The organism is Criblamydia sequanensis CRIB-18 (assembly GCF_000750955.1).
Taxonomy (GTDB): Bacteria; Chlamydiota; Chlamydiia; order Chlamydiales; family Criblamydiaceae; genus Criblamydia; species Criblamydia sequanensis.
Genome location: NZ_CCEJ010000011.1, coordinates 52,020 through 75,463 on the forward strand (window position 1 = coordinate 52,020; position 23,444 = coordinate 75,463).

19 protein-coding genes are annotated in these 23,444 nt (G+C 39.2%); 9 read left to right on the forward strand and 10 right to left on the reverse strand.

Translation table 11 applies throughout. From position 1 onward, the window contains the following. The 4 genes from ligA to CSEC_RS10940 all read left to right on the forward strand — a co-directional run bounded on the left by ligA (nucleotide 1) and on the right by CSEC_RS10940 (nucleotide 4,851). Nucleotides 1-2,004 (forward strand): NAD-dependent DNA ligase LigA, encoded by a 2,004-nt coding sequence (gene ligA, locus CSEC_RS10920; RefSeq protein WP_041018522.1) that lies wholly within the window; start codon nucleotides 1-3, stop codon nucleotides 2,002-2,004. Between the two features lie 408 nt (nucleotides 2,005-2,412). Beyond that, nucleotides 2,413-3,567, forward strand: coding sequence for a zinc-dependent alcohol dehydrogenase (locus CSEC_RS10930; RefSeq protein WP_041018524.1), 1,155 nt, complete (start codon nucleotides 2,413-2,415; stop codon nucleotides 3,565-3,567). A 163-nt stretch (nucleotides 3,568-3,730) separates the two neighbouring features. Beyond that, nucleotides 3,731-4,270: a superoxide dismutase family protein gene (locus CSEC_RS10935; RefSeq protein ID WP_041018525.1), complete on the forward strand. Its 540-nt coding sequence runs from the start codon at nucleotides 3,731-3,733 to the stop codon at nucleotides 4,268-4,270. A gap of 32 nt (nucleotides 4,271-4,302) precedes the next feature. Continuing rightward, on the forward strand, nucleotides 4,303-4,851 hold the full coding sequence (locus CSEC_RS10940; protein ID WP_041018526.1) for a superoxide dismutase family protein: 549 nt from the start codon (nucleotides 4,303-4,305) through the stop codon (nucleotides 4,849-4,851). Between the two features lie 37 nt (nucleotides 4,852-4,888). Here the strand turns inward: CSEC_RS10940 and miaB are convergent, their stop codons facing one another. Continuing rightward, nucleotides 4,889-6,226: a tRNA (N6-isopentenyl adenosine(37)-C2)-methylthiotransferase MiaB gene (gene miaB / locus CSEC_RS10945; protein WP_041018527.1), complete on the reverse strand. Its 1,338-nt coding sequence runs from the start codon at nucleotides 6,224-6,226 to the stop codon at nucleotides 4,889-4,891. 357 nt (nucleotides 6,227-6,583) lie between these two features. Here miaB and rplM point away from each other — a divergent pair, with 357 nt between their 5' ends. Beyond that, nucleotides 6,584-7,042, forward strand: coding sequence for a 50S ribosomal protein L13 (rplM, locus tag CSEC_RS10950; RefSeq protein WP_079978054.1), 459 nt, complete (start codon nucleotides 6,584-6,586; stop codon nucleotides 7,040-7,042). Nucleotides 7,043-7,064: 22 nt separating this feature from the next. Next, nucleotides 7,065-7,454 carry a 30S ribosomal protein S9 gene (gene rpsI / locus CSEC_RS10955; RefSeq protein ID WP_053332017.1) on the forward strand — a complete coding sequence of 130 codons (390 nt, stop codon included), beginning with the start codon at nucleotides 7,065-7,067 and terminating at the stop codon, nucleotides 7,452-7,454. Nucleotides 7,455-7,699: 245 nt separating this feature from the next. Here the strand turns inward: rpsI and CSEC_RS10960 are convergent, their stop codons facing one another. From CSEC_RS10960 to CSEC_RS10975, 4 genes are read right to left on the reverse strand one after another with little or no spacing between them, the layout of a single operon-like run. Next, nucleotides 7,700-8,269, reverse strand: a complete 570-nt coding sequence (locus CSEC_RS10960) for a YqgE/AlgH family protein (protein WP_041018528.1) — start codon at nucleotides 8,267-8,269, stop codon at nucleotides 7,700-7,702. A 42-nt stretch (nucleotides 8,270-8,311) separates the two neighbouring features. Further along, nucleotides 8,312-9,577: an MlaD family protein gene (locus tag CSEC_RS10965; RefSeq protein WP_041018529.1), complete on the reverse strand. Its 1,266-nt coding sequence runs from the start codon at nucleotides 9,575-9,577 to the stop codon at nucleotides 8,312-8,314. A 15-nt stretch (nucleotides 9,578-9,592) separates the two neighbouring features. Next, on the reverse strand, nucleotides 9,593-10,348 hold the full coding sequence (locus CSEC_RS10970; RefSeq protein ID WP_041018530.1) for an ABC transporter ATP-binding protein: 756 nt from the start codon (nucleotides 10,346-10,348) through the stop codon (nucleotides 9,593-9,595). A gap of 1 nt (nucleotide 10,349) precedes the next feature. Further along, the gene (locus CSEC_RS10975; protein ID WP_041018531.1) at nucleotides 10,350-11,141 is read right to left on the reverse strand and encodes an MlaE family ABC transporter permease; all 792 of its coding nucleotides are present in this window, start codon (nucleotides 11,139-11,141) and stop codon (nucleotides 10,350-10,352) included. A gap of 236 nt (nucleotides 11,142-11,377) precedes the next feature. Here CSEC_RS10975 and CSEC_RS10980 point away from each other — a divergent pair, with 236 nt between their 5' ends. Next, on the forward strand, nucleotides 11,378-11,641 hold the full coding sequence (locus tag CSEC_RS10980) for a hypothetical protein (RefSeq protein ID WP_041018532.1): 264 nt from the start codon (nucleotides 11,378-11,380) through the stop codon (nucleotides 11,639-11,641). 189 nt (nucleotides 11,642-11,830) lie between these two features. Here the strand turns inward: CSEC_RS10980 and CSEC_RS10985 are convergent, their stop codons facing one another. The 4 genes from CSEC_RS10985 to CSEC_RS11000 form a co-directional block, all read right to left on the reverse strand. Continuing rightward, nucleotides 11,831-12,721 (reverse strand): F-box protein, encoded by an 891-nt coding sequence (locus tag CSEC_RS10985; protein WP_154017694.1) that lies wholly within the window; start codon nucleotides 12,719-12,721, stop codon nucleotides 11,831-11,833. Nucleotides 12,722-12,737: 16 nt separating this feature from the next. Continuing rightward, nucleotides 12,738-16,295, reverse strand: coding sequence for a translocation/assembly module TamB domain-containing protein (locus CSEC_RS10990; RefSeq protein WP_041018534.1), 3,558 nt, complete (start codon nucleotides 16,293-16,295; stop codon nucleotides 12,738-12,740). 63 nt (nucleotides 16,296-16,358) lie between these two features. After that, nucleotides 16,359-18,173, reverse strand: coding sequence for an autotransporter assembly complex protein TamA (locus tag CSEC_RS10995; protein ID WP_161780990.1), 1,815 nt, complete (start codon nucleotides 18,171-18,173; stop codon nucleotides 16,359-16,361). 214 nt (nucleotides 18,174-18,387) lie between these two features. Further along, complete coding sequence (locus CSEC_RS11000) at nucleotides 18,388-19,596, reverse strand: Ulp1 family isopeptidase (protein ID WP_041018535.1); 1,209 nt, start codon at nucleotides 19,594-19,596, stop codon at nucleotides 18,388-18,390. 100 nt (nucleotides 19,597-19,696) lie between these two features. Between CSEC_RS11000 and dnaN the strand changes: the two genes are divergently transcribed. Then, the gene (dnaN, locus tag CSEC_RS11005; RefSeq protein WP_041018536.1) at nucleotides 19,697-20,830 is read left to right on the forward strand and encodes a DNA polymerase III subunit beta; all 1,134 of its coding nucleotides are present in this window, start codon (nucleotides 19,697-19,699) and stop codon (nucleotides 20,828-20,830) included. A 57-nt stretch (nucleotides 20,831-20,887) separates the two neighbouring features. Further along, nucleotides 20,888-21,973 carry a DNA replication/repair protein RecF gene (gene recF, locus CSEC_RS11010; protein WP_041018537.1) on the forward strand — a complete coding sequence of 362 codons (1,086 nt, stop codon included), beginning with the start codon at nucleotides 20,888-20,890 and terminating at the stop codon, nucleotides 21,971-21,973. Between the two features lie 2 nt (nucleotides 21,974-21,975). Here the strand turns inward: recF and CSEC_RS11015 are convergent, their stop codons facing one another. Beyond that, a complete protein-coding gene (locus tag CSEC_RS11015; RefSeq protein ID WP_041018538.1) occupies nucleotides 21,976-23,346 on the reverse strand; it encodes a hypothetical protein in 1,371 nt (456 codons plus the stop codon). Nucleotides 23,347-23,444 lie beyond the last annotated feature (98 nt).

The window sequence follows — 23,444 nt, forward strand, 5'->3', positions numbered from 1 at the left end:
ATGGAAAAAATACGCACAAAAGAAGAATACGATCTTCTTTGCCAAAAAATCTGGCATTACAACACTCTCTATTATAGCAAAAATAGGTCTGATATTCCTGATGAGGAATTTGATGCCTTATTGAAAAATCTTGAGAAAGTGGAACATGAGCATCCCGAATGGGTATCGCCAAACTCTCCTACGCAACGAGTAGGGGAAAGTTTAACTATTGGTTTTAAAACAGTTAAGCATGCCCATCCCATGCTTTCTCTTGCCAACACCTATTCGAAAGAAGAGGTGGAGGATTTTTTTGAGCGGATTAAAAAATTGACCGGAAGAGAAAATTCTTCGTTTTCCTGTGAACTAAAGATGGATGGCATTGCTGTCTCTCTAATTTATGAGAAGGGCGACTTTAAACAAGGCGTCACACGAGGCGATGGAAAGCAAGGGGATGATATTACCGTTAATTTAAAAACCATTCGTAATCTTCCTCTTAAACTCTATGGAGCTCAGGTCCCTGAAATTTTAGAGCTTCGCGGGGAGGTCTTTATGACACACGCCTCTTTTCAAAGGCTTAATAAGCAAAGAGAGTCAGAAGGCGAGGATCTCTTCCAGAATCCAAGAAATGCAGCCGGCGGTACATTAAAGCTTTTAGACCCAAAACAAGCCGCTCACCGAGATTTAAGCATTATATTTTACGGGTTGCAAGACGGCTTGAGACTCGGGATCCGAACACAAACTGAAATTCATGACTACCTCAATCAACTGGGCTTGCCCACCCTTGAGCTTACCAAAAGCGCACAAACTATAGATGAGGTTTGGGCTTTTGCCGAAGAGGTTCGACTAAAAAGAAATTCCTTGCCTTTTGATATCGATGGGATTGTCATTAAACTTGATGACCTTAAAGAGCAGGCAAAGCTTGGCGCTACTAATAAAACTCCAAGGTGGGCTGTAGCCTATAAGTTTCAAGCAGAGAAAGCAACGACAGAGCTTCTTGATATTACCTTGCAAGTTGGGCGAACAGGTATCCTGACGCCTGTTGCAGAGCTCGCTCCTGTTTTTTTAGCAGGCAGCACTATTGCAAGAGCTACTTTGCATAATGAAGACGAAGTGATGCGTAAAGATATCCGAATCGGCGATCTCGTATTAATAGAAAAAGGGGGGGATGTCATCCCGAAAGTAGTTGCTTCAATTCCTGAAAGTCGAAAAAGCGGCTCTAAAAGATGGCAGATGCCGGAATTTTGTCCAAGTTGCGGTTCGTCCTTAGAAAGAGTTCCGGGAGAGGTCGCCATACGCTGTCCGAATATTTCCGGCTGCCCCGCCCAATCCTTAAGAAGGCTTACTCATTTTGTGGGCAAGGGAGGGATGGATATTGCAAGTCTTGGTGTAAAGGCCATTATCCAGCTCCTTGAAAAAGGCTTTATTAAAACCCCTTCAGATATTTATCAGCTCACCAAAAAGGAAGTTGCTGAACTAGAGGGTTTTAAGGAAAAGTCAATCCAAAATCTTCTTTCCGGCATCGAAGCTTCAAAGGAAGTATCCCTGGATCGTTTTCTTCACGCTCTTGGCATTAAGCATGTCGGTCTTGGCACGGCTGAGCTATTATCGAAAAAAGCGGGAAGTTTGGAAGCCCTTCAAGAAATGACGTTTGAGGATCTCTATAAAATTGATGGGGTTGGAGAAAAAGTGGCTAGTTCCGTTTTTGAGTTTTTTAACGATCCCAAAAATAGAAATGAAATAAACAAATTACTTGCCGTCGGTGTAAGCCCAAGCTTTCAAAAGCCGCAAGGTTTTGAAAATCATTCTTTTAAGGGAAAAACTTTTGTTCTAACAGGCTCTCTTGATAAATATACAAGAGATAATGCCGCGAAGCTGATTAAGGAAAGAGGCGGTGTGGTATCGTCGTCGATTTCAAAGAAAACCCACTACCTGCTAGCCGGGAAAGAAGCCGGATCCAAACTTGATAAGGCTAAAGATCTTGGGGTTACAATATTAAGTGAGGAAGAGTTTGATTCTTATCTTTAAAAAAATGAAATGGCTTTATAACTAAACCGGATTTATTAATTTACAGTTATTTTCTTACTTGTTATTTCTAAATAATAAGTTTCTCCATTCAATTCCTAATTTTTTTCCGAATAGTCTTCTTACTTTTTCAAGAGGTTCTAATGAAGAAACAAATGGCAATTCTACAAATAAAAACGAATCTAAAAAAATCGACGGAAAAGTTTCTATCGGCATGAAGTTAGAAAGACGCCATAGCTTTGTAATAAGATGCGAGAGGAATGGAGGGAAAAAACAAAGTGTTGATTTAGAGGATTTTAAGCAATAGACTCCTTTCGAAACTCCGCTTTGATAGAGATTCAGTCACCCATTATAGCTAGAGGAAGTAAGAAAAAAACCACCAAGTCAGAAACCCCTTCAAAAGGATAACTCATGAAAGCCTTAGTGTTCCATCACCCAAAAAAAGTTAAGGTTGAAGAAGTTAAAGATCCGAATATTGAAGATGACAAAGATATTATAGTTAAAGTTACCTCGACTGCCATTTGTGGTTCTGATCTTCATATTTATAATGGATTTATCCCTCAAGCAAAGGACATGGTATTAGGTCATGAATTTATGGGTATTGTTGAGGAAACCGGAAAAGGAATTAAACACTTAAAAAAGGGTGATCGTGTGGTAGTTCCTTTCCCCATCGCTTGCGGCAGCTGTTTTTTTTGTAAGCACGCCTTGCCGACCCACTGTGAAACTTCAAATGATAATTATGGCCCTGAAGGGGGGATGCTTAAAGAAAAAGGCGGAGCTCTTTTTGGCTATACCGATCTTTATGGCGGCTATCAGGGAGGGCAAGCGGAATATGTTCGAGTGCCCTATGCTCATTTTGGCCCAAGAAAAATTGAAGATAACTTAAGGGATGAGGAAGTTCTTTTCCTATCCGATATTTTTCCAACGGGTTGGTCGGCAATTGATTGGGCAGAGCTAAAAGGAGATGAAACCGTTGCGGTTTTTGGTTGCGGCCCCGTTGGCATAATGGCTCAAAAAGCCGCTTGGTTGAAAGGAGCTAAACGCGTGATTGGAATTGACCCCTTAAATTATAGATTGGAAATAGCTAGAAAAAGCGCCAAATCCGAAACTATTAACCCGTATGAAACAAATGTCGTAGAATTCTTAAGAGAAATCACTGAGGGACGTGGGCCGGATGTCTGTGTCGATGCGGTTGGCATGGAAGTCGATCGAAACTTTGGGGAAAAAATTTCAAATACCCTTCATGGGCAAGCAGGGTCTATAAAAGTTATAGACCTCGCTGCAAGTGCAGTTCGTAGAGGGGGTATCATCTCAATTGTCGGGGTATATGGAAGCCCTTACGATAATTTTCCTTTTGGTCAAATTTTTGACAAGGGGATTGCTTTAAAGACAGGTCAAGCTCCAGTCCAACACTATATAGATGAGCTACTTAATCTCGTAAGAAGCAATAAAGTGACATTAGATGATATTATTACGCATGTCTTACCTTTAGAGCAAGCCGAGAAGGCCTATGAAATTTTTTGCAAAAAAGAAGATAATTGTTTAAAGGTTATTTTAAAGCCCTAAAGAAGGCAGGTTTTAAATAATTAGCTTATTTTTAGTTAGATGAGGAAGATAACTCTCTTGCAATTAGCATAACCCTAGAGAATAGAGGCATAACTTCCTCTCCTCTTGTTAGCTATTAAAATATATTTTATAGTTTTTTTAGTAGCCCGGGTTGAGAGGTTTAATGTTATTTGAGAAGCATCTATTCATTTTTTTAATGGGGTCTTTGCTTGTCCTTGTCCTAAGTTGCGAGTCAAAGCCTCGCATCTACCCGGATTATAAAAGGGCTGAAGCTACCCTTATTTCAGCGGAAGGCAGCTCGGTCCAGGGGATTGTGACTTTTACAGAAGTTGAGGGCGGGGTTAGAATTGTGGCTGTTGTTGAAGGCCTGCTTCCCGGAAAGCATGGCTTTCACATTCATGAGATCGGCAACTGCTCTAGGATGGAGCAAAGGTCCTACGGGAATCATTTTAATCCCGATAACGAGCATCATGGGGGGCCGAATGATAGTCCAAGACATGCGGGAGACTTAGGAAATATTACAGCTAATTTAAGAGGAAGAGCCCATTACGATGCAGTAGATAGATTAATTACACTTGACGGACCGGAATCGATTGTCGGAAGATCCATTGTTATTCATAAATACCCTGATGATTTTATTTCTCAACCTTCAGGAAATTCAGGCCCGGCTGTTGCTTGCGGGCTTATTGAACCTAAAGAATAGTAGTTTTTAATAATAAGAAACGAGGGGAGTCCATGAATCAAGTTTTGAGGTTTCATATACTGCTTGCGGCAGCTCTAATTTTTTTCGGATGCCAGTCTAAAAAAGAGGAAAGCGCACCACCGATTAAAAAAGCCAAAGCCATCCTTCTCCCAACAGAAGGAAATGAGGCGGTCGGAGAAGTTTATTTTGAAGAGACGGGAGAGGGGGTTTTGATAACAGCTGTCATCACCAAATTAAAAACCGGAAAGCATGGGTTTCATATTCATGAAAAAGGGGATTGCTCTGCAAAAGATGCAAGCTCGGCGGGCGCCCACTTTAACCCCGATAATGAGCCTCACGCAGGCCCATTAGACAAAAAAAGACATGTAGGCGATCTTGGTAACCTAGAAGCTGATGAATCAGGGGTCGCGCGCTATAAACGAATGGATAAAGTGGTGCAGCTAAATGGCTCAAAATCAATTATTGGAAGAAGCGTTATTGTCCATGAAAAAGAAGATGATTTTGTGACGCAGCCAACAGGAGATGCCGGCGGCAGGCTTGCTTGCGGGGTTATTTTACCCTTTGATGAAGAAGCCAAATAAAAAAAATTTAAATGCCCTCGCTCTGGAGGGCATTTTTTTATGCCACGCGAAGAGAATTTTTTTCTAAAGTTCCGCGTAGCGTTTGGTGGTTGAATCCATGGATGCGAACCGTTTGAAGAGTCCCGATAAGTTCTTTGGGCCCTTCAAACACGACATTTTTCCAGCAGCGTGTGCGCCCTTTTAAAAGGCCGTCATTTTTCATAGCTTCATTTTCAACAAGGATTTCAACGGATTTATCGAGAAATAATTGTCGGTGCTTTGCATAAATGCCTTCTTGAAGTTTTAAAAGCCTTTGAAGACGATCGCTTTTAACCTCTTCCGGAATGTCATCCTTCCATCTCATGGCCGGTGTGCCTTCTCTTGGGCTATACTCAAAAAGGAAAGCGACCCCATACTCAATTTCTTTTAAGGCTTCATAGGTTTCGAGAAACTCTTCCTCCGTCTCAGTTGGAAAACCGACTATAATATCTGTTCCAAAGACGACATCCGGGCAAATCTCGCGGAAAAGCCTGATTTTTTCAAAATATTGCTCCTTCGTGTAAATTCGATGCATTTTTTTCAAAATGCGATTCGACCCGGCTTGCAAAGGGAAATGAATGAATTCACAAAGACTCGGGAGATCTCTTACAGCTTCCATAAGCTCCCTTGTAATATCGATTGGGTGGCTTGTCATAAAACGAACTCTTTCAAGACCCTTAATAGCGTCCAATTTGTAAAGAAGGTCGTGGAAAAGACAATTCCACTCCGGGCAATCCTTGCCGTAGCTATTCACATTCTGTCCAAGAAGCGTGATTTCTTTGTACCCTTGATCGACAAGACGAGAAGCTTCTTCTATAATGTGGGAAGGATCGCGTGAGACTTCAGGCCCTCTTGTATAAGGAACGACACAGTAAGTGCAAAATTTATCACATCCTCTAATGATCGAAATGTGGGCTTTATGCCTATCTTCTCTTCGAGCTACTAAGTAATCAATTTCATGCTCGAACTTATTTGCTAAGCGAAACACTTTTTTTCGGGACGCCAAGACTTCATCGATCACGTTATTTAATTCGTGGATATTATTAGTTCCTAGGACAAAGTCGATGCGAGGCAGTTTTTTAAAAAGAGTTTCTTTTTTTGCGTTTGCCATGCAGCCTGTGACGCCGATGATCGCTTCTTTTTTTAAAGTCTTTCCGAGTTTGCCGATTTTTCCCAAAGCCTTGCGCTCCGCAAGGTCGCGAATCGAACAAGTATTAAATAAAAGAAGATCGGCCTCATCCTCACTTGCTGTTTCTTCAAGACCGCGCTCTTTTAACATCCCTGCCATGACTTCAGTATCAAGTTCATTCATTTGGCAGCCGTATGTTTTCACAAAGAATGTTTTTGGGTTGTTCATTGGACTCTCTTTAAATCTTTTGAAAGTCTATGATCATATACTCTTTTAGGCAAAAAAAAAAGCCTCTTTATAGAATTTCTTTAGGGATAACGCCCAAGGCTAGCCTTAAAATAGACAAAAATTTTCGATAGATTGTAAACATTTTATTTTATTCCAGGGTAAAAGGGTGTTCTAAAATATTTATTTTACTTCTCTATTTTAAAAAGAGCGTCCATAGCGATTTTATCCCACTATTCATTCTTACAGCGCTTTTTTTACGATATATTGAGTAAATAAGTTGGCAAAAAATCGAAAAGAACTGTATGATTGTGGACTATTGAATTAAAGAGATTAAACAAATCGTTAGGATTTACGACAATGACAGCAAAAAAAGAAAAAGCGATGTTGCATGAGACGCTTCTTTTAAAAAAGGAGCCCAGTGACGTTAACTGGATTTTAATCGATGCAGAAGGCAAAACGCTTGGTAGACTTGCAGCTGAAGTAACAAAAATTTTGCGAGGCAAACACAGGCCTACTTTTACACCAGGTGTTGACCTTGGCGATGGCGTTATTATTATCAATGCTGAAAAGGTTTATACAACAGGAAACAAGGGTGCCCAAAAAATCTATAGACGCCATACCGGCTATCTTGGAAATATGAGGGAAGTTCCTTTGAACGTTGTGCTTGCACGTGACCCGCAAAGACCAATCACGCAAGCTGTAAAGGGAATGATGCCAAAAACGCGTCTCTCAAATGCTCAGTTAAGACGTCTTCGTGTTATTGCTGGTAGCGAACACGGGATGGAAGCTCAGAAGCCCATCCAGGTAAATATTTAAATTGTGAAGAAGGAGTTTTGCTTTGTTGCAAGAATACGTAGACACAGGTAGACGCAAAACAGCCGTTGCGTCAGTACGCTTAAGATCCGGTACAGGAAAAGTTGACATTAATGGCAAAGCATTTGAAGAGTATTTTCCTCTCGATATGCAACGTAAATTAGCTTTAGCTCCCTTAGGAGTTGTAAATGTTACAGGACAATTCGATTTATTGATCCGTGTTAAAGGCGGTGGCGTTGAAGGACAAGCGGAAGCTGTTCGTCTTGGTCTTGCAAGAGCGCTTATCCAAGTTAATGAAGCTTTTAAACACGAATTTAAAGTTCTTGGATTCTTAACTCGTGATTCCCGTATGAAAGAACGTAAGAAATACGGACGCGCTGGTGCCCGTAAGAGATTCCAGTTCTCCAAACGTTAATTCAATTTTGGAATTTTTATCAGTTCAACCTTTGAAGTATTACTTCAAAGGTTTTTTTTTGCTTTTTTATCCTAGACTTTTTCGAAATTCGCTTTTGTTCGGATAAAATCTGTTTTTGAGATTTTTGATAATTTTGAAAATAATATAAGAGCATAGAATTGCAAAATTAAGTAAAAAAGAGCCTATTAAACAATCAAAGGCGAATTAACGAAAGAAATGTAGTTAATTAGAGCGCCGGTTAAAGTTCAATTTAGAGAAAGGTCTTCCGGAATCATGGAAATGGTAGCGTACTTGCCCCCCATCTCGCGGAGAAGAGTTTGCCAAAGCTTATCATGAGGGATCTCGAAGATATGTCTTTGACTTGCGGGGTGCAAGAACCAGTGCCCGTCTAGAAATTCTCTTTCGAGCTGGCCTGCTCCCCAGCCTGAATATCCAAAACAAAGAAACATTTCAGGCCCTGTCGAGTCGGTAATCGATTCTTGTAAAAATTGTAAATCTCCTCCTAAATAAACATTCTGACAAACCTCAAGAGTCTGCTGAGGAATCTTACTTGAAGTGTGAAGAAGCATCATTTGGTTGGTTTGAACCGGGCCCCCGGCTCGAATCTCTACATGCGGATTGGCAAGTTCCTCAACATTAATGATTTCCTCTGGTAAATCAATAGATAGGCTTTTATTAATAACAATCCCGAAGGAGCCGTTCGGGTTATGCTCGCAAACCAGGACAACTGCCCTAAAGAAGATTCCTCCCTCAATATCCGGGGTAGCTATAAGAAAAGTACCTTTTTGAATTTGAGCGTAAGGTAAACTTTCCATCACAAAAAGCCTTTGGTTTCTAACCTTCTTTAAGGTTATGGGTTATTGACAAAAGCAACTATTGCTGCAAGGGTCGAGTTCCGTTTCTAAAACTCTAAAGTCATTAAGTTGAGTATTATACATCTTTAAGTACTCTTCAACTTCGCCTATTCTTCTTAAGAGTTCACTAAATACCTTATTGAATTCAAGATTCTGGATAAGGCAAGGATTCATAGTACAAGTACCTGTTTCATCTAATACCATAGTGACTCGAGAAAGGGAAGTTGCGATTTGATCAATTTCATCATTAAAGAAATTTCTAAATTCTTGCGGAGTGCAGAGTTTCATTAATAGGTTAAGTCTGCGAGCTCTTAAACGCTGCCAATTCTTATCTAAATGGAATAAGATCCCATAATGATTGACATCATTCATCAGAGTTTCACCTTTTGCTAGAAGAGAAGAAAGCTGTAAGTAAAGTTCATCACCAACAAGAACCCTTCCGACAGTTCCTCGTCCAAGAGAAATATCATGAACAATTTGTCTTGCATCTCCGGCTAAGACAAAAGCGTGATCCATTGTGGAGTTTAATGTTTTGGCGGAGGCTTTAAATTCGGCAACCGTTTCCTCAATTTCAGGCCATAAGTCGATGACATCTTCTGTTATCGTCTCTAGATTCTTTGTGAAAGCTTCGACACTATTTAGCGTATTATCCAATTTTTCAGGTTGATTTAAAGTGGTTGTAATTTCTCCAAGATTTGCAAAAGTTTGCCCGATATTTTCGATAACGGAGTTATCTTTAACCGCATTTAAAGTGCTGATGATGCCATCGAGAGCTTCTTCAAATTTATCGGAGAGTTCTTTGAACTCCTTTAAAGTTTCTTCAACCCCGCCTGACTCATCGGCAAAAATAATATCTTTGCTTGTTAATAGTATTAAGGGTTCGCCTTCCCTAGGTGGTTGAGGACGAATATTTACAGAGCGTTCACCAAGTAAACCTGAAGTTCTTAGGGCTATTTCATCGCTATTGAACACTTCAACGCTTGAGTCAAGAGTAAGGGTCAGCTCGTAGGGGTAAACAATGCCGTTATGGGTAGGCCTTGGATCTTCTTCACCTAGAATTTCTCGGATTTCAATGACTTCTCCAACCGCTCTTCCGCCAAAAGTGACACGCGTTCCAACAGTCACCTTGTCAATATTGGCGAAGCGAACTTTTAAGCTTCTGCCATCATCACCAACTGTAGGGTGTATGAATAAAAGAATAAAAGCTATCAGTGTGGCGGCTGCTATAACAAACACACCGATCATCATGTTTTTTGTATGGTCGACCATTCTAGTATTCACTCCCTAATGAGATAAAAACATGCTCTCTGAAAAAGCGGCATTTTCGAAAAATCCCTGGATTTGAGGATCCTTATTTTTAAAAAATTCTTCCTTGGGCGCAAAATGAGCCAGCGCTTTATTATAATGCAACGTTAAGTAGTCGCCGACTGTCCAAGCAGATTTTAAGTCGTGTGTCACAACAATTGAAGTGGCTTGAAGCTGCTTTTTGGTGGCGATGATAAGATTATTGATTTGCATGGAAGTGATCGGGTCAAGTCCTGTTGTCGGCTCATCATAAAGAATAATCTTAGGTCTATAAGCGATCACCCTTGCAAGTGCCGCTCTTTTTCTCATACCTCCTGATAGATCGGAAGGCATTTTTTCTTCCGTGCCGGAAAGTCCGACCATTTCAAGAGCTTCTTGAACCCGGTGTCTTATATCTTCTTCCGATAAATTTTTTTCGTGCTGCCTTAGATAGAAAGCGACATTATCACCAACTGTCATAGAGTCAAATAATGCAGAGCCTTGAAAAAGCATACCCATTTGTTTTGTGATTGTATGCTTCTCCCTTCTTGGGAGCGTTAGAAGATTTTGATTATTGATTTCTATAACCCCGCTATCAGGGGTTTCTATACCAATAATTTGTCTTAGAAGAACACTTTTACCAACCCCTGATCGCCCAAGAATTACAACGGTTTGACCGTCTTTCACCTCTAAATTTAAGTTGTTCAAAACTTGATTGGAGCCATAGGATTTATTTAAATTTTTAACGACAATCATGCTAGTAGAGCCTCTCAAGATAGTAATTGATATACGAGTAGGAACTATTGAGCATCATAGTTAAGAAGAAGTTCGAGATTAATATGACGGAATAGCAAATAACGACGCTATTTGTGGTCGATAAGCCGACCCCGGCCGCGCCGCCTCTTGTCGTAAGGCCCTTGTAGCAGGAAATAGTCACAATAATGATCCCAAAAACAAAAGCTTTAGTAAGTCCGCTAAAAACATCAAAGTTGTTGATATGGATAGGCAAAGGATCAATAAAGCTTGAGGAGGGCATGCCATAGTAATGAACTGCTATTAAATACCCCCCAAGGATCCCCATAATCGAGCTAAAAATAGTAAGGAGGGGCATCATTATGGTTCCGCCTATAAAACGAGGGGCGACAAGGTATCTTAAAGGGTCTACCGTCATAGACCGCATCGCGTCAATCTGTTCTGTCACACGCATAGTGCCAAGCTCAGCGCACATAGATGCACCCACTCTCCCTGTAACCATGAAGGCTGTCAAAACAGGGCCTAGTTCTACAAGCATAGCTTTTGCTACCATGATTCCGGTAGCGCTAGCAAGACCTTTATCTTGTAATTGGAAAAAGGATTGAGCGGCTAATACCATTCCGGTTGAAAAGCCGGTAATTGCAACCACGGGAAGGGATTGTACTCCGATGGCATAAAATTGATCGCGGATAAGCCACCATTTTGGGGGACGTCTTAGAGAAACCCAAATGACTTGAAATATCAGTGTAATGTAATCGCCAAGGGCGACAAACGCGTCAGTAAACGAAAATTTCATGTTTCAATCTAATACTTTTCACTAAAAATATCTTAGTTAACTTTATGGTTAAGCTGCAAGTAAGAACGTGAAGAAATCTTTTTAAATTAATTTTATTACTCACAATCAAGACTTTCCTTAAAGGAAAGAGCTCTTTCAGAAAAATTATTTTTGAGTTTTCTTTTTCTGTTTTAATTTTTATAATTCTAATAATTATATTTTTTTAACTGACATTTTTCATAACAAAAGAGAATTAAATGAAGGTTGTAAATTCTGCCCAAAATGATTTTCAAGAAGGACTTTACTCCACTTTTGATTTGGATGATTTAGGGCTTCAAAAAAAGAGCAAATTTGCAAATCTAAGAGGCTGTTGTAATTTTGATATAACAAAGATTCAGCAAGTGTATATCGATTTCAAAGTGAACCTGAGAAACACTTATATCATCATTGCCGGCGTTTTAGAAGAAATTGATACCCAAGCTCAAGAAAGAAAGAGCAAAGTTAATGCTAAAGAAGAATAAAGGACGTTTCTCTAACCCGCATGACAGAAAAACGACAGATAAACGATAAAGGAATTACAATTTTCCCTATCTTGAAGAAGTTATTAAATTTCTTGTTTAAACCAATAAAATAAGTTAGTGCAGGGGGATGGCATTTACTTTAATTTCATCCGATTAAACTATAGCAGCATTATCACTTATTGAGTCTTTTTAGCTTAGAATACAAGCAGATTCAATCTCATCTGGATCTTCTTCCTGAGGTAATGGCTCCATCCTATTTTTAAACTCAAAGTGAGAGGCAATAATTTTAAGCCACTTTAGGGAGGAGTCTTTAGGAAGGCTTTCCGCAATTCTTAAGGCTAAAGGCTCAACATCTTCCTCCTTAAGATTTCTTTTATAGAGACTTGCAATTTTGGTTGTTCCAAGTAGAATGTCTATAAGCTGGATCTTCTTATCATCTGAATAATGAAGGGTTGCAATATCGCCCACTTTTTCGGCATTTCCTTTTTTAAGGAATTTTTCAATGAATTTACGATAGGATTCTTCGTTAAGAGGAATATCTTGGACAGCCTCCCAACCTTTTTCTACATAGCCCATCTTCACCAATTCCAAAATAACTTCGGTGAAACAGGATAAGGTTTTTGGATCATCCTTAAAGAAAGACATTACTTTTGAACCCAAGTATTGGGTGTCAATAAAAATACCTTCTACAAAAAGTATTGTTAAAAGACATTTTAAGGTTACTATGGGAAGCTTTGCTAAAGTGGAATAAAGGGAGTCTTTTAATGATGTCAGTTCTTTAAGAGAGGAGGGATTTCCGCTTAATTCTGTAATAAGTTCATCAAGGGAGGGATTGCCTAATTTTTCAGCTAGAGTATAAACCCAATTTCTAAATTGAGTAAGTTCAAGATAGATCACTTCCGACCGCCAGCTTCGGCATACGCTGGCAGTAACTTCTCTTGAACTTGCATTTAATTGAGAAAAAATAAGGACTCTCAATTCTTTCGGAATAGCAACAAATTTTTCAGTTGAGCCTTCAGGAACAGGCCCTAAGCATGGTATAAAGGCAGGGGTAATTTTTGCTGAGGAGACTTGTTGCATTTTATTTTTCCTTATTCTAATAACTTTTTCGCCAGAAAAGAGAGACTTGGCCTTCGCCATTATCTTGCGCTTCAAGTTCGGCACGGATATTTTTTCTAAGTTTTGCTTCTAAAGCCACCCGATTCATATCGTCATTAATGCCGCGGTCAAGATAAAGGCAGATGTTGGGGGTTATATATTTGCCGACCCTTAAACGGACAGAGCCGTCGGCTGTATTATTATGAAGAAATTCGATATGGTCAATCCCTAAATTTTTTTGAATTTTAGTTAAAACCCCGCCGCTTGTATTAGCTTGTGAGAGTTTGCTCAAAGATTGAACGATCTGATCTTCGCTATTGCTTGATGCTACAGAGCTTGAAAAGCTTCCAAAGATAATTAGGGATAGGATTTGCTGTCTTGAAAGAGGAGGGCTTGCCCTTAATATAATATCCGGGTTTAAAAGCTTGCCTTTTACAAGTATTTCAACTTTATAGTCTTCAATTTCTTTCGAGGCCAAAACAGAAAGGGTTGTTTTTTTATCTAAATTCCCGCCAAAGTGAATTCTGCCTTGGCTTAATTCGTAATCTTTTCCATTTAATCGATAGTTTCCTTGAATCAGCTTAAGCTCTCCATTGACCACAGGCTTTTCCCCTTTCCCTTCAATCAACGCATGGCCCCGCCATTCCGAGTAAAGATCATCATGGAGTATAAGAATGGGCTTTTCTGTTTTAAGGTCGATATGGAAATCCACGGGCGCTTCCATCAAATTATCATGCCTTGCCGGGGTGGGAGGAGACTCATCTTCATTTTGATTTACATAATGAATGGGAACGGCATCTAAAACCTCAGGGATTTTTTTTGGAATGCTTAATGTGGTTTTTTCTAAAGCGATCGTTCCATTAATGGAAGTTTTGTTTTTTGAACCGTTGACAACAAGTTGGCCTGAGCCGATAGCATCCGCTTCATCGATTTTTATAAGACGAGCTTTATTTAATTCAAAGTTCACTTGATAGTTTAGATCTTTATCGAGAATAAATTCTCCATTTCCGGATAGCGTTCCTGACTCACCATCCGTGCCGCTAAGCTTTGAGAGCTTAATTTTAGTGCCTTCAAGCAAAAACTCGGCTTTAACATTTCGTAAAGCTGTGCCCCAAACGTAATGATCGAAAGTTCCATTCGATAGCTCCGCTTTCCCGGAAAATCTCGGATTGTTCCACGTCCCATCAATAAGAGCATCAATCATGCCGTACCCTGATAAAGCTGTGACATCTACAAAGAAAAGCTCTAAAATAGGAGTGACCGGCCCATCGGCATAAATCCTGCAAGAAAAAGGCTGCTCTTTACGTATCCTAAAAAACCTTTCGTCCAGTTTAAAGCGGAAAGGAAGCTCGGCTTCAAAAGTTAGAGGGTTTTTGCCGACTCCATTAATAAAAGCTTTTGCAAATACCGCGTTATCTGCAATTTCTGCCGTCACTTTTGCATGGAGAGGGGGCAGTTTTTTATCAAGATCTTCAATGGCGATGACATTTTTAAGTTCAAGCTCGAGATTGCCTTTCATGGAGTTCTTATCGCCATATAGCGATAAATGGCCGCTCCCATGTCCCTCAAGGGTTTGATCGAAATAATCTTTAAAAGGCAAAAACCTGAGCGGGAGATTGTCGACTCTCATGGAAGTATGAAGAAACCCTTCTATATAATCGGCAGAGAGAAAAAGTGTGGCTTTTCCAAATGAGAAAAATAGAGGGGAGAGGAGCATCTGACTTTTACTGAATTTTAAAGAGAAAGGCTCTAAAAGCTTAAAAGAGTCTCCTTTTAGATTACCCTCGATTAGATCAACGTAAAGTTCGTAATCTTTTTGATCATCTGAAAAAATCTGTCCCTTGAGGGTTAGAGGACTGTCTTCAATCAACCCTCGAATTTCGGTATCCCAAACCTCTTTATTTTGAACAATTTTTAAGTCCACGTTTCGTAAAGGAATGTTCTCTATTTCAATTTTTTCAGCATCTAATTTGATATTTCCTTTTGAATCTTTAGTTTCATCATAAAATAAAAGAGCTTTTGCTTCTTTAAAAAGCACCCCTTCGAATTCCATAAGAGGGCTTTTTAGGTCTGCCTGCAAAAAAAGATCTTCTTCTTTCTTATACTCAATCTCAAATTCGGCGCTGCCTTTTAATTTACGATTAACAAGATCCCCAAGAATTTCAAGCTTGTTAGACTTGCCCTTCAAGCTTGCTTCTATAAATTTTGTGTTGTAGTCGTAGGACACTTGACTTACCCCTTGCAAGAAAGGCAGATCAAGGGACAGGTTTTGAAGACTGATGGATTTTTGGTCCATAAAAAGATCGCTTGTCGAAGAGTAGTTTTTTCCCTGCCTTGAAAGAGCGAGCTCAAGCGAGCCAACAAAACCGGTGTCTGTGATATTTCCTCTTAAAAAACCTTCGACCCATTCCGGATTTTCAGAAAATAAGATGGGGTTACTCGATTTAAGACGAAGTTTGATATAGGGCTTGCTCAAAGTTCCCTGTAAAAAAAGATCCCCTTCGGCTATGCCTTCAATCTTTTCTATGAGGTGCTCTTGTTTTGAAAGAGGGATAATTTTTTCTAAATTAAGCTTAAACTGAAGGTTGGCAAAATCAATCACGAAACCTTGATTTAAGCTGGCATTTCCATGCGCGCTTCCAAGGAGGGACTTCACATTAAAGTCAATGAGGCGAAGAAAAGAGGTTCCGCCAAGCTCAATCAATGAGGATAATTCATATTCTATAGGAGAGTTTAAGCCTTCTACGCAGTAAGCTAAAGACTGTTCTAAATATCCGGAAAGTGAATAAAGATCGGTCCTACTCGGGTTTTTAATAACCTCTGTCCAATGATCTAGGGTTCCAAGAAACCGCCCGTTTATTTTAGAGGAAAATCCTTCAGGAAGCGTACAAAATTCGCCGGTATTTTTAAAGCCATTAAACCCAACCATAAGTAAATCTTCTTGCTTAATGGCTGTCACATCCAAATCTATTAATCTTTTAGGGTTGTCCGTATAGGAAGCTTTAAAATTAAATCTTGCTAGCTCCTCGTTTGGATCGTAGAGGACGCTGCCGTTAAGGTCAATCGAAGGAGCTTCATAGTTGTTGAAAAAATTTTTTAAAGTTAACCGATCTACTTTTACTTGGCCTATAAAGAGAAAAATATCGGGTAAATCTGAAAAGAAATTTTCCGACGGATAAGAAAGAGAGATCCCTTCTTCATTTTTTACGAGGGCTGGGTTATTTTCTTTATATAGAGTAAGGTCTTCTATAAAAATAGAATGGAGATGGAGTTCTTTTTTTAAAAGGGAATAGGGACTGATTCTAATGATGGCTTGTTTTGCTTCCGCAAGCAGTTGACCCCCTTTTGAAATTTCTAAATCATCGGTTTTGATCTCGAAAGGCAGCATGAGATCTATAGCTTTAAACCTGATCCGAAAACCTGTTTTTTCTTCGGCGTAAGAAACCAGGCTTTCTGCAATTTTTTGTTTTACAGAAGGCAGCTGGGTCAAACCGAGGGATAGAAAAACCAGGATTATGACCGCAAGGAATAGATATCTAATTATTTTAGCGATCATTTTATTAATTATTCATCGTTTGTTTTATTTGTTTTACTAATTTTACATAATACTTAATTTTTTTTAAAAGGATTGTCCAATATTTAAATATAATTGAAAAGCGCTATCCAGGCCCTTCCTCGGTTCCAGCGGGAAGGCGATATCTAAACGAATAGGCCCAACTGCTGTATAATACCTTATGCCAAACCCGACTGAATTCAACAAATGGTATCTAAAATCAGGAAAAGAGGTTGAGTAAACATTGCCAAAATCGTGAAAAAGAACCCAGCCGAAAGTTTCAGTAGATTTAAAACGAAGCTCGGATGAAAAAATCATCATGCTTCGGCCGCCTGTCGGGTCATTCTCGTTATCAAGAGGGCTTACCGTTTTATAGTGATAGCCTCTTAAAAGGGAATCGCCTCCGGCGTCAAAAAGCTCTGATCGGGGAATAGTCTTTTTAGCAGCGCCTATGATAGAGCCGAACACCCCTTGCATCGCAAAAGTAAGTCTATTTTTTCGTAAAGGCAGATAGGCAGATAAAGAGAGAATATTGATGCCGTACACAAATTCGCTTCCTGTAATTTCCCAAGAAGGGATGCATTCGATATGAAGCGCATACCCGTTTTTTGGATCCAGGAGGTCATCGGTGGTTGTGTAAGATAATGTTAGAGGGAATTTGCCGAGGTTAAACTCTTCATTTTTATGCTTTTGTTTCTGATGGTTCTCGGCTTCATGAATGTTTGTATCTCTAAGGTGTTTAAATTGAACTCCATAGGATGTTTTAAAACAGCAAGAGTGAAGGGTGTCTATTCGTAAAAGGGCGCTACCGTAAGTTGCGGTATAACCTTTTGTTTCATCTTTACTGGCTTCAAGCTGATAAACTAAATTTTCATTAGGCCTAAAGTAATCAGGAATCAGGTAGGAAAGCTTGGCAAGGTGCGTCTCTTTAAAAAAAGTGGCTCGAAAATTTAAGATTTCGCCCATGCCTCGATAATTTCTATGCTCCCACTCGCCTGTAATACCGGGACCTCTTTGTGTGGCATACGCAAGACCAAGTCCAATGCTTCTCATTTTTGCTTCTTTGACTTGAATTTTAATTGGAATCTCGCCATCTTCCGGGGCAGTTTCCGGCAGAATGAAATCCACGTAGCAAAATAGCCCGCTTTGCTCAAGGCTTTTTTGTGTCTTTTCAAGCTGGCATGGAGAGTATATAGCGCCTTGCCTCCAAGATAGCTTTTTAAAAAAATATTTTCTTTTAACCGATTGGTTGCCTACTATTTCGACAGGCCCGAAGAGCATCTTGCCATTTGTTCTAACATAAAGTTTAAAAGCCACTTGCTTTTCAGTTTGATCGGCCGTGGCATCGATTTTAGAGCAGACAGCGAAAGGATAGCCGGACTCATCCAATAACTCGAGAAGCGCGATTTCAATATTCTTCATAAGCTTCGGGGTGGCATCCCAGTTGATATACTCTGAAAAACAATCTTCCGTGATACCGGGGTGTCCATGTTCTGCAAGGTCCGTATAGATAATTTCAATGGATTTGAGAGGGTAGGGTTCTCCCGGTTCAATGAGAACTAAAACTTTTGCAGGTTTTGATTCGACCTCATAGTCGAGTTCGACATGGGCGTTGTAAAGGGCTAAACTATGAAGGGCGGTAATAAGGTTGCCGACATCTTTTTCAGCGCGTCTTTTAAGGCCCGAGAGGGTAGTCGGCGGGTTTTTTTTAAGAGTTTCAAGCTGCGAGGCCGCTTTTAGAAGATCGAGTGTTTCAGAAGACAAATTGCCTTTAAATTCTACTTCATATTCAATTGAATGCAAAAATAAAGCGATGAGACAAAAAACAACCAGCCAACTGATTTTGGAAAGAATTATGCTGTTTATTTTTGACTTAATCATCATCTTGTGAATTTAAGAGAAATCCTTGGCTTTTCCTCTTCGCATGTTCTTAAAAAAGTTATCTTAAGAGTTTTTAAGCTTTACGCCCACATTTTATTTAATGGCCGGGAAAGAGAATCATTTTGTGGAGAATTATCCCTTTTTTGCGAGTGAGAATTCAAGGAAAAAGAAAAATAAATTCGAGACATAAGAAAAAATCCGGTTGTCATTTTAGTTATTTTTTTAAATCCACTTCATCAGGTTTATCAGACGTTGTTGCAAAGTCTTTTTCAAACTCCTCCAGGAATTTCAAGAATAATTCATCGCTCATGTCTTCACATTCGCAAGGCTCCTGAATGACTTCCTCTTCAATAAAAAGATTTTTAGCTGCGGTTGTTTTTTGAGAAAAAGTGCCGGCCATGACAAACGCCATTTTTTGTCGGATGGCCCAAAGATCCCCATTAGAAAATTCCAGGGTAGAAATTTCTTTAAACTCCAAGCCGAACACCCGAAGGAAAATGTAGTTGGCTATTAAAATACCGCAGCTATGGGAATCTGTCTGCTGTTTCTTGTTGTTGATTAAAAATTTTACTTCACTTTCTTCCGGAAAAAGATTTTTTCCAATCATTTCAAGCGAGGCTTTCATAGAAAAGTCTGAGTAGCAATACCAGTCCTCAGGTCTATGGCCTTTCGGGTCATAGTATTCAATTGTTTTATCCTTAAAAGAAACGGTAATTACTACAATATGGCCGGGGAAGACAAAGGGAATAAAAAATAAAGGGGCCTTTTCTTTTCCGGTTTTTTCTTGGAAATGAAGGGTTGTGAGCTCATCCGGTTTTCTGCCTTCAATAATGTCTGAGCGAACGAGAGCGTTTGGAATAAATTCAAATTTTTTCGGAAAAAGAGCATGCAAGCATTCGATAAAATGCTGCAGATGCTGGCTTTTAAGCTTAAGATAGTCAGCATTTAATAAAAAACGAATGGTATTTCCATAAATGGGTTCTGATAAAAATCTTTCCAGCTCTTCACAAGTTTTAATAGTGTTCCTCTGCATAAGATAACTATATATGGAGTTCAAGGGGTCGGAAAGAAAAGATAGCGAGGGGGACGTAAGTACTTCGGCTTGTTGAAACCGGCTTAAGCAAAGAGAGCAGGCAGCTTCAATTAAAGAAAGCTTTTTGACCTCTTCTTTTTCGAGACTGACATTAACAAAAATTTTCTTTACAAAGTTTCTAATTTGAGAGACAAGCATTATGAGTTTTCCACCTTCGCTTTCAAGGGTGGCATCTAGACGTAGCCTTGACAAAATTGCCGTGTCCTCAAGTTTAGCAGTGTGTTGCAAAAAAGATTGATATCTAGGTTCTTTCTTTGATTTTTCCGCAAAAGTTTGCAATTCTTCAAAAAATATAAGAGAAGGAGAGGCGGTAAGAGGATCATTTAACATGAAATAGACTCCGGAACTTTAATTTTTCTTAACCTTTAAAAGAATATTGTATTAAATTTATACCCATTAGGAAATTAAAAAAGATCAAAGGGCATCCCGTATGAAATTCATCATTGCGACTCAAGAGCTAAGCTATCTTCTTAGCAAAATTTTGAATGTGGTCTCACCTAAAGCTACGATTCCCATTCTTGCCAACATCCTTATCGAGGCGCAAGGAAATGAAATATGTCTTTCGGCAACCGATTTGACAGTTGGAGTTCGCTGCAAGACAGAGGCGAAAGTGTTAAAGGAAGGGGCCACAACTTTACCTGCAAAGCGCTTCTCTCAGCTTATCAAAGAATTAAAAAGTGTCAACGTTGAAATTTCAACCAATGAAAATGACGTCACAGAAATACTTTCCGACTCTTCCCGTTTTAAACTTTTTGGAATGAATAAAAGCGAATTCCCGCAGCTTCCCGACCTTGGAAATGCTAAAAAAATATCCATCCAAGAAAAAGATTTAAAGGAAATGCTTTATCGGACTTCTTTTGCTGTGTCGCGCGAGGATAACCGTTATGTGTTAACCGGGGTCTGCCTTAATGTGGAAAATGGCAGGGCTACTTTTGTTGGCACCGATGGAAAGAGACTCTCCAGGACTTTTCTTAGCTTGCCTGCTGATTTGTCCTTCAAAGGAAGCTATATTATTCCCCTGAAAGCCGTGGAAGAAATCCAAAAATGCCTAAAAGATGAAGGGGAAGCGTCCCTCTATCTGATGGAAGATAAAATTGCGGTTCATTCAGAAGACACGATGATTGTCTCGAAACTTTTAAGCGGAGAGTATCCCGATGTAGACCGTGTTATCCCTGAAAATCCGGAAACTGTTGTCACCTTGGATCGGGAAGAGCTTATGACTCTCTTAAGACAAGTGTCTCTTTTTACAGCGGATACAAGCCACTCAGTTAGGTTCTCTTTTACAAAAGGCGAGCTTAAGCTGACAGCCAATACCATGGATATAGGCGAAGGCCTTGTCAAGATGCCTGTTAATTATCATGGAGCAAAGCTTGAAATTGCTTTTAATCCGAATTATTTTATGGACATTTTAAGACACAATAAGAGCCATCTTGTAACGATGGGAATTACAGATTCGTTTAACCCGGGTGTGATTAAAGAGCTTATGGAAGCGCAAGAAAAACCTGAAAAGAAAGAAGAATCAGCGGTTTTTGTCTTGATGCCTATGAGACTTGGTGAAGAATAAGCTTAAAAATTGATTAGAGGCTCTTTAAAATGAGCCTCTTTCTTACCTTAAAAACATATGCATTTAAAATCCCTTCGCCTTTATCAGTTTCGCTCCTTTCAAGACCTTTGCTTGGATTTTTCAAGTGAAATAAACGGGCTTTACGGAAAGAATGCCTCAGGAAAGACAACCATCCTTGAAGCTATTTATTTCCTATCCTCGGGACGCTCTTTTAGAACGTCTTCTTTAGAAGATCTCATCAAAGATGGAAAACAAGAGTTTCATATAGAAGCAGCCTTTGTTAAACATGGTGTAGACCATATTTTAAAAGTGTCTTGGAGTAAAAGCCAAAGAAAAATTGTTTATAATAGAACGGAAAGCCATAACTTCGGATCTCTTTTCGGGCTTTTTCTCTCAATCCCGCTTATACCGGAAGATATAGACCTTATTAAAGGCCAGCCTCAGCAAAGACGCCACTATATCGATTTAGTGATTGCCAAACTTGATCCTCTATATGTCAGGCATAGTTTTCGTTTTGAAAGAGCGATGAGACAGAGAAACGCTCTTCTAAAAGCAAAGGAATTTTCCATAATCGAAGGGTTTGAAAGGGAAATGGCAAAATCAAGCAGTTATATTGTTCAAAAGCGCTATGAAGTAATTGCCGAATTAAGCCAAACCCTTTCCTCAATGTACCCGCGATTTGGAGAAAAGACTGAAAAAATAAATCTTAAATATGAAACCCGATTTTCGCTTGAAGAAACGCATGAGGAGCATCATTTTCAGCAATTTGTAAAGGATAGACATAAAGACGCTTATCATGGAGTGACCTCAAGCGGGCCTCATAGAGATGATCTAATTCTTGAAATAAATGAAAAAAAAGCGAAGTTTTTTGGTAGCGAAGGACAAAAAAGAAGTGTGGCAGCAAGCTTAAAGCTTGCGGAATATGAAATGATGAGAGCCTCTCACGGGGTAAGTCCCATTTTGCTTCTAGACGATATAGGCCTTGGCTTTGATGCTCTTAGAAAAAAGAGGTTTTTTTCATTAATTAGAGAGCCTGCTAAAGATAGTAAAACACCGCAGATTCTTCTTTCAAGCGCTGAAATTCCCGAGGTCGAAGAGAGGGAAAAGGGTCATTTTATTAATTTAGAAGCGCTATCGAGGTAGGCTTATTCATCGCCTAGGGAGAGCTTTCCAAAGGAGGTTACTTTAAAGCAGAGCCTTCCGTCTAAAGAACCTACCGAGACCATGCCGGCAGAAAATAAGTGTTCAAAAATCCATTCCTGGACAAAGAGCTTTTCTTCTGTAGAGTATTGAGGGATCTGAAAGGCTGATTTCTTACCTTTTTTAGAAGAGACAGGTGCATCTTTTACTCCGATAGGCCCTCTCAGTCCCGCAAAAAAATCATCAAAATAAACCCAATCCAAGTGAAGAATATTTTTAAGGCTTTTTTCGACTTCCCTTGCGTCTCTATCTGTAAACCTGGAATCATTTTGCTTTGTTCTCAAAGAGCCGATAGCATGAAGATAAAGAGCCATGGATTGGCTTGGAGAATTCTGTTTAAGAAAATCGACCCCATGTTTTGTCAATATAAGCTCGGAAGGGTTTTTTTTAAAAAGATTCATTGAGGAGAGTTTTTCAACCACCTTACTAAAATTTAAAAGAGGAGGAAAAAGAGTAGAGGCTTTGGCAAAGCAAATACTTGAGGTATCAAAAGCCTTAGTCAAGCACTGAACGACACACCCTAAAAAGCCGAATTCATTATCAAATATTTTTTCTATTTCTTGGGGGTTGGATATTGAGCTGCACTCTGTACGATCAATAAATTCAAGATAAGATTTCCACTCAGAGAAGGGAGTTACGAACTCTTCCCACTGATCCTTTACCGGTTTATAAATTAGAAAAGCCGCAAAATGAAATTCCAGTTTAAGAAGAGCTTCTGCAAACTGCTCTTTTGTGAGTTTGAATTTTTCTCTTAGAAGAGAGGCCTTAACGATATAACCCGGTGTCTTGAAGACTTCTTGGATAATATCATTTAAAAGAGGCTCTTCAAGCTGCAATTCCTGGAGGTACTTTTGATAAATCTTAGGGGAAGCAAAGGTTTTTTCCTGGATGGCTTCAAAAAAACCGTTGGCGGTTTTTGGGATTTGATACCAGTTTGGAAGGACGTTTAACGGTAATTGGTTTAAAAGGGATTGGACGTAATCAAGGTTAGGCTCAAAAGTTTCCGATAATCTTTCTATTTGGATTTCATAATATTTTCTTAGGTCTTTATCAACAATAATGGTCTTATCATTTAAATCTAAAAGCTTGATTTCCTTTAGCCGAAGAAGAAAGGGGTGGATTTCCGATTCGCTAATGGCGAAAATTGAAGTTAGTTCATCGATATTAAATTTTAGAGAGTTGTAAATAATTTCTTTTAAAATATCTGCTTCAAATAAGGTGAGGCTTGATAAAAAAACTCGGCTTTCAATGTCTTTTTTATAGTTATAGTCTGAGAGTTCGATTTTATTCTTCTTCGGAGGTGACAAAAATGACATTTTTAGACCTTTGTATTACTAAATTTTTATTTAAATAAAAATTTACTGTTTGTTTTATAAAAAACAAGTTATGTGACAAAATATTTTATTAAATACTC

Bases quoted from the DNA above. Each gene is read 5' to 3' on its own strand.
- CSEC_RS10965 (WP_041018529.1), bottom strand. From the start codon at position 9,577: ATGGTCGACCATACAAAAAACATGATGATCGGTGTGTTTGTTATAGCA.
- dnaN (WP_041018536.1), top strand. From the start codon at position 19,697: ATGAAATTCATCATTGCGACTCAAGAGCTAAGCTATCTTCTTAGCAAA.
- CSEC_RS11000 (WP_041018535.1), bottom strand. From the start codon at position 19,596: ATGTTAAATGATCCTCTTACCGCCTCTCCTTCTCTTATATTTTTTGAA.
- CSEC_RS10960 (WP_041018528.1), bottom strand. From the start codon at position 8,269: ATGGAAAGTTTACCTTACGCTCAAATTCAAAAAGGTACTTTTCTTATA.
- CSEC_RS10970 (WP_041018530.1), bottom strand. From the start codon at position 10,348: ATGATTGTCGTTAAAAATTTAAATAAATCCTATGGCTCCAATCAAGTT.
- CSEC_RS10975 (WP_041018531.1), bottom strand. From the start codon at position 11,141: ATGAAATTTTCGTTTACTGACGCGTTTGTCGCCCTTGGCGATTACATT.
- CSEC_RS10940 (WP_041018526.1), top strand. From the start codon at position 4,303: ATGAATCAAGTTTTGAGGTTTCATATACTGCTTGCGGCAGCTCTAATT.
- CSEC_RS10935 (WP_041018525.1), top strand. From the start codon at position 3,731: ATGTTATTTGAGAAGCATCTATTCATTTTTTTAATGGGGTCTTTGCTT.
- rplM (WP_079978054.1), top strand. From the start codon at position 6,584: ATGACAGCAAAAAAAGAAAAAGCGATGTTGCATGAGACGCTTCTTTTA.
- CSEC_RS11015 (WP_041018538.1), bottom strand. From the start codon at position 23,346: ATGTCATTTTTGTCACCTCCGAAGAAGAATAAAATCGAACTCTCAGAC.
- CSEC_RS10930 (WP_041018524.1), top strand. From the start codon at position 2,413: ATGAAAGCCTTAGTGTTCCATCACCCAAAAAAAGTTAAGGTTGAAGAA.
- CSEC_RS10990 (WP_041018534.1), bottom strand. From the start codon at position 16,295: ATGATCGCTAAAATAATTAGATATCTATTCCTTGCGGTCATAATCCTG.
- miaB (WP_041018527.1), bottom strand. From the start codon at position 6,226: ATGAACAACCCAAAAACATTCTTTGTGAAAACATACGGCTGCCAAATG.
- CSEC_RS10985 (WP_154017694.1), bottom strand. From the start codon at position 12,721: ATGCAACAAGTCTCCTCAGCAAAAATTACCCCTGCCTTTATACCATGC.
- recF (WP_041018537.1), top strand. From the start codon at position 20,888: ATGCATTTAAAATCCCTTCGCCTTTATCAGTTTCGCTCCTTTCAAGAC.
- CSEC_RS10995 (WP_161780990.1), bottom strand. From the start codon at position 18,173: ATGATTAAGTCAAAAATAAACAGCATAATTCTTTCCAAAATCAGTTGG.
- CSEC_RS10980 (WP_041018532.1), top strand. From the start codon at position 11,378: ATGAAGGTTGTAAATTCTGCCCAAAATGATTTTCAAGAAGGACTTTAC.
- ligA (WP_041018522.1), top strand. From the start codon at position 1: ATGGAAAAAATACGCACAAAAGAAGAATACGATCTTCTTTGCCAAAAA.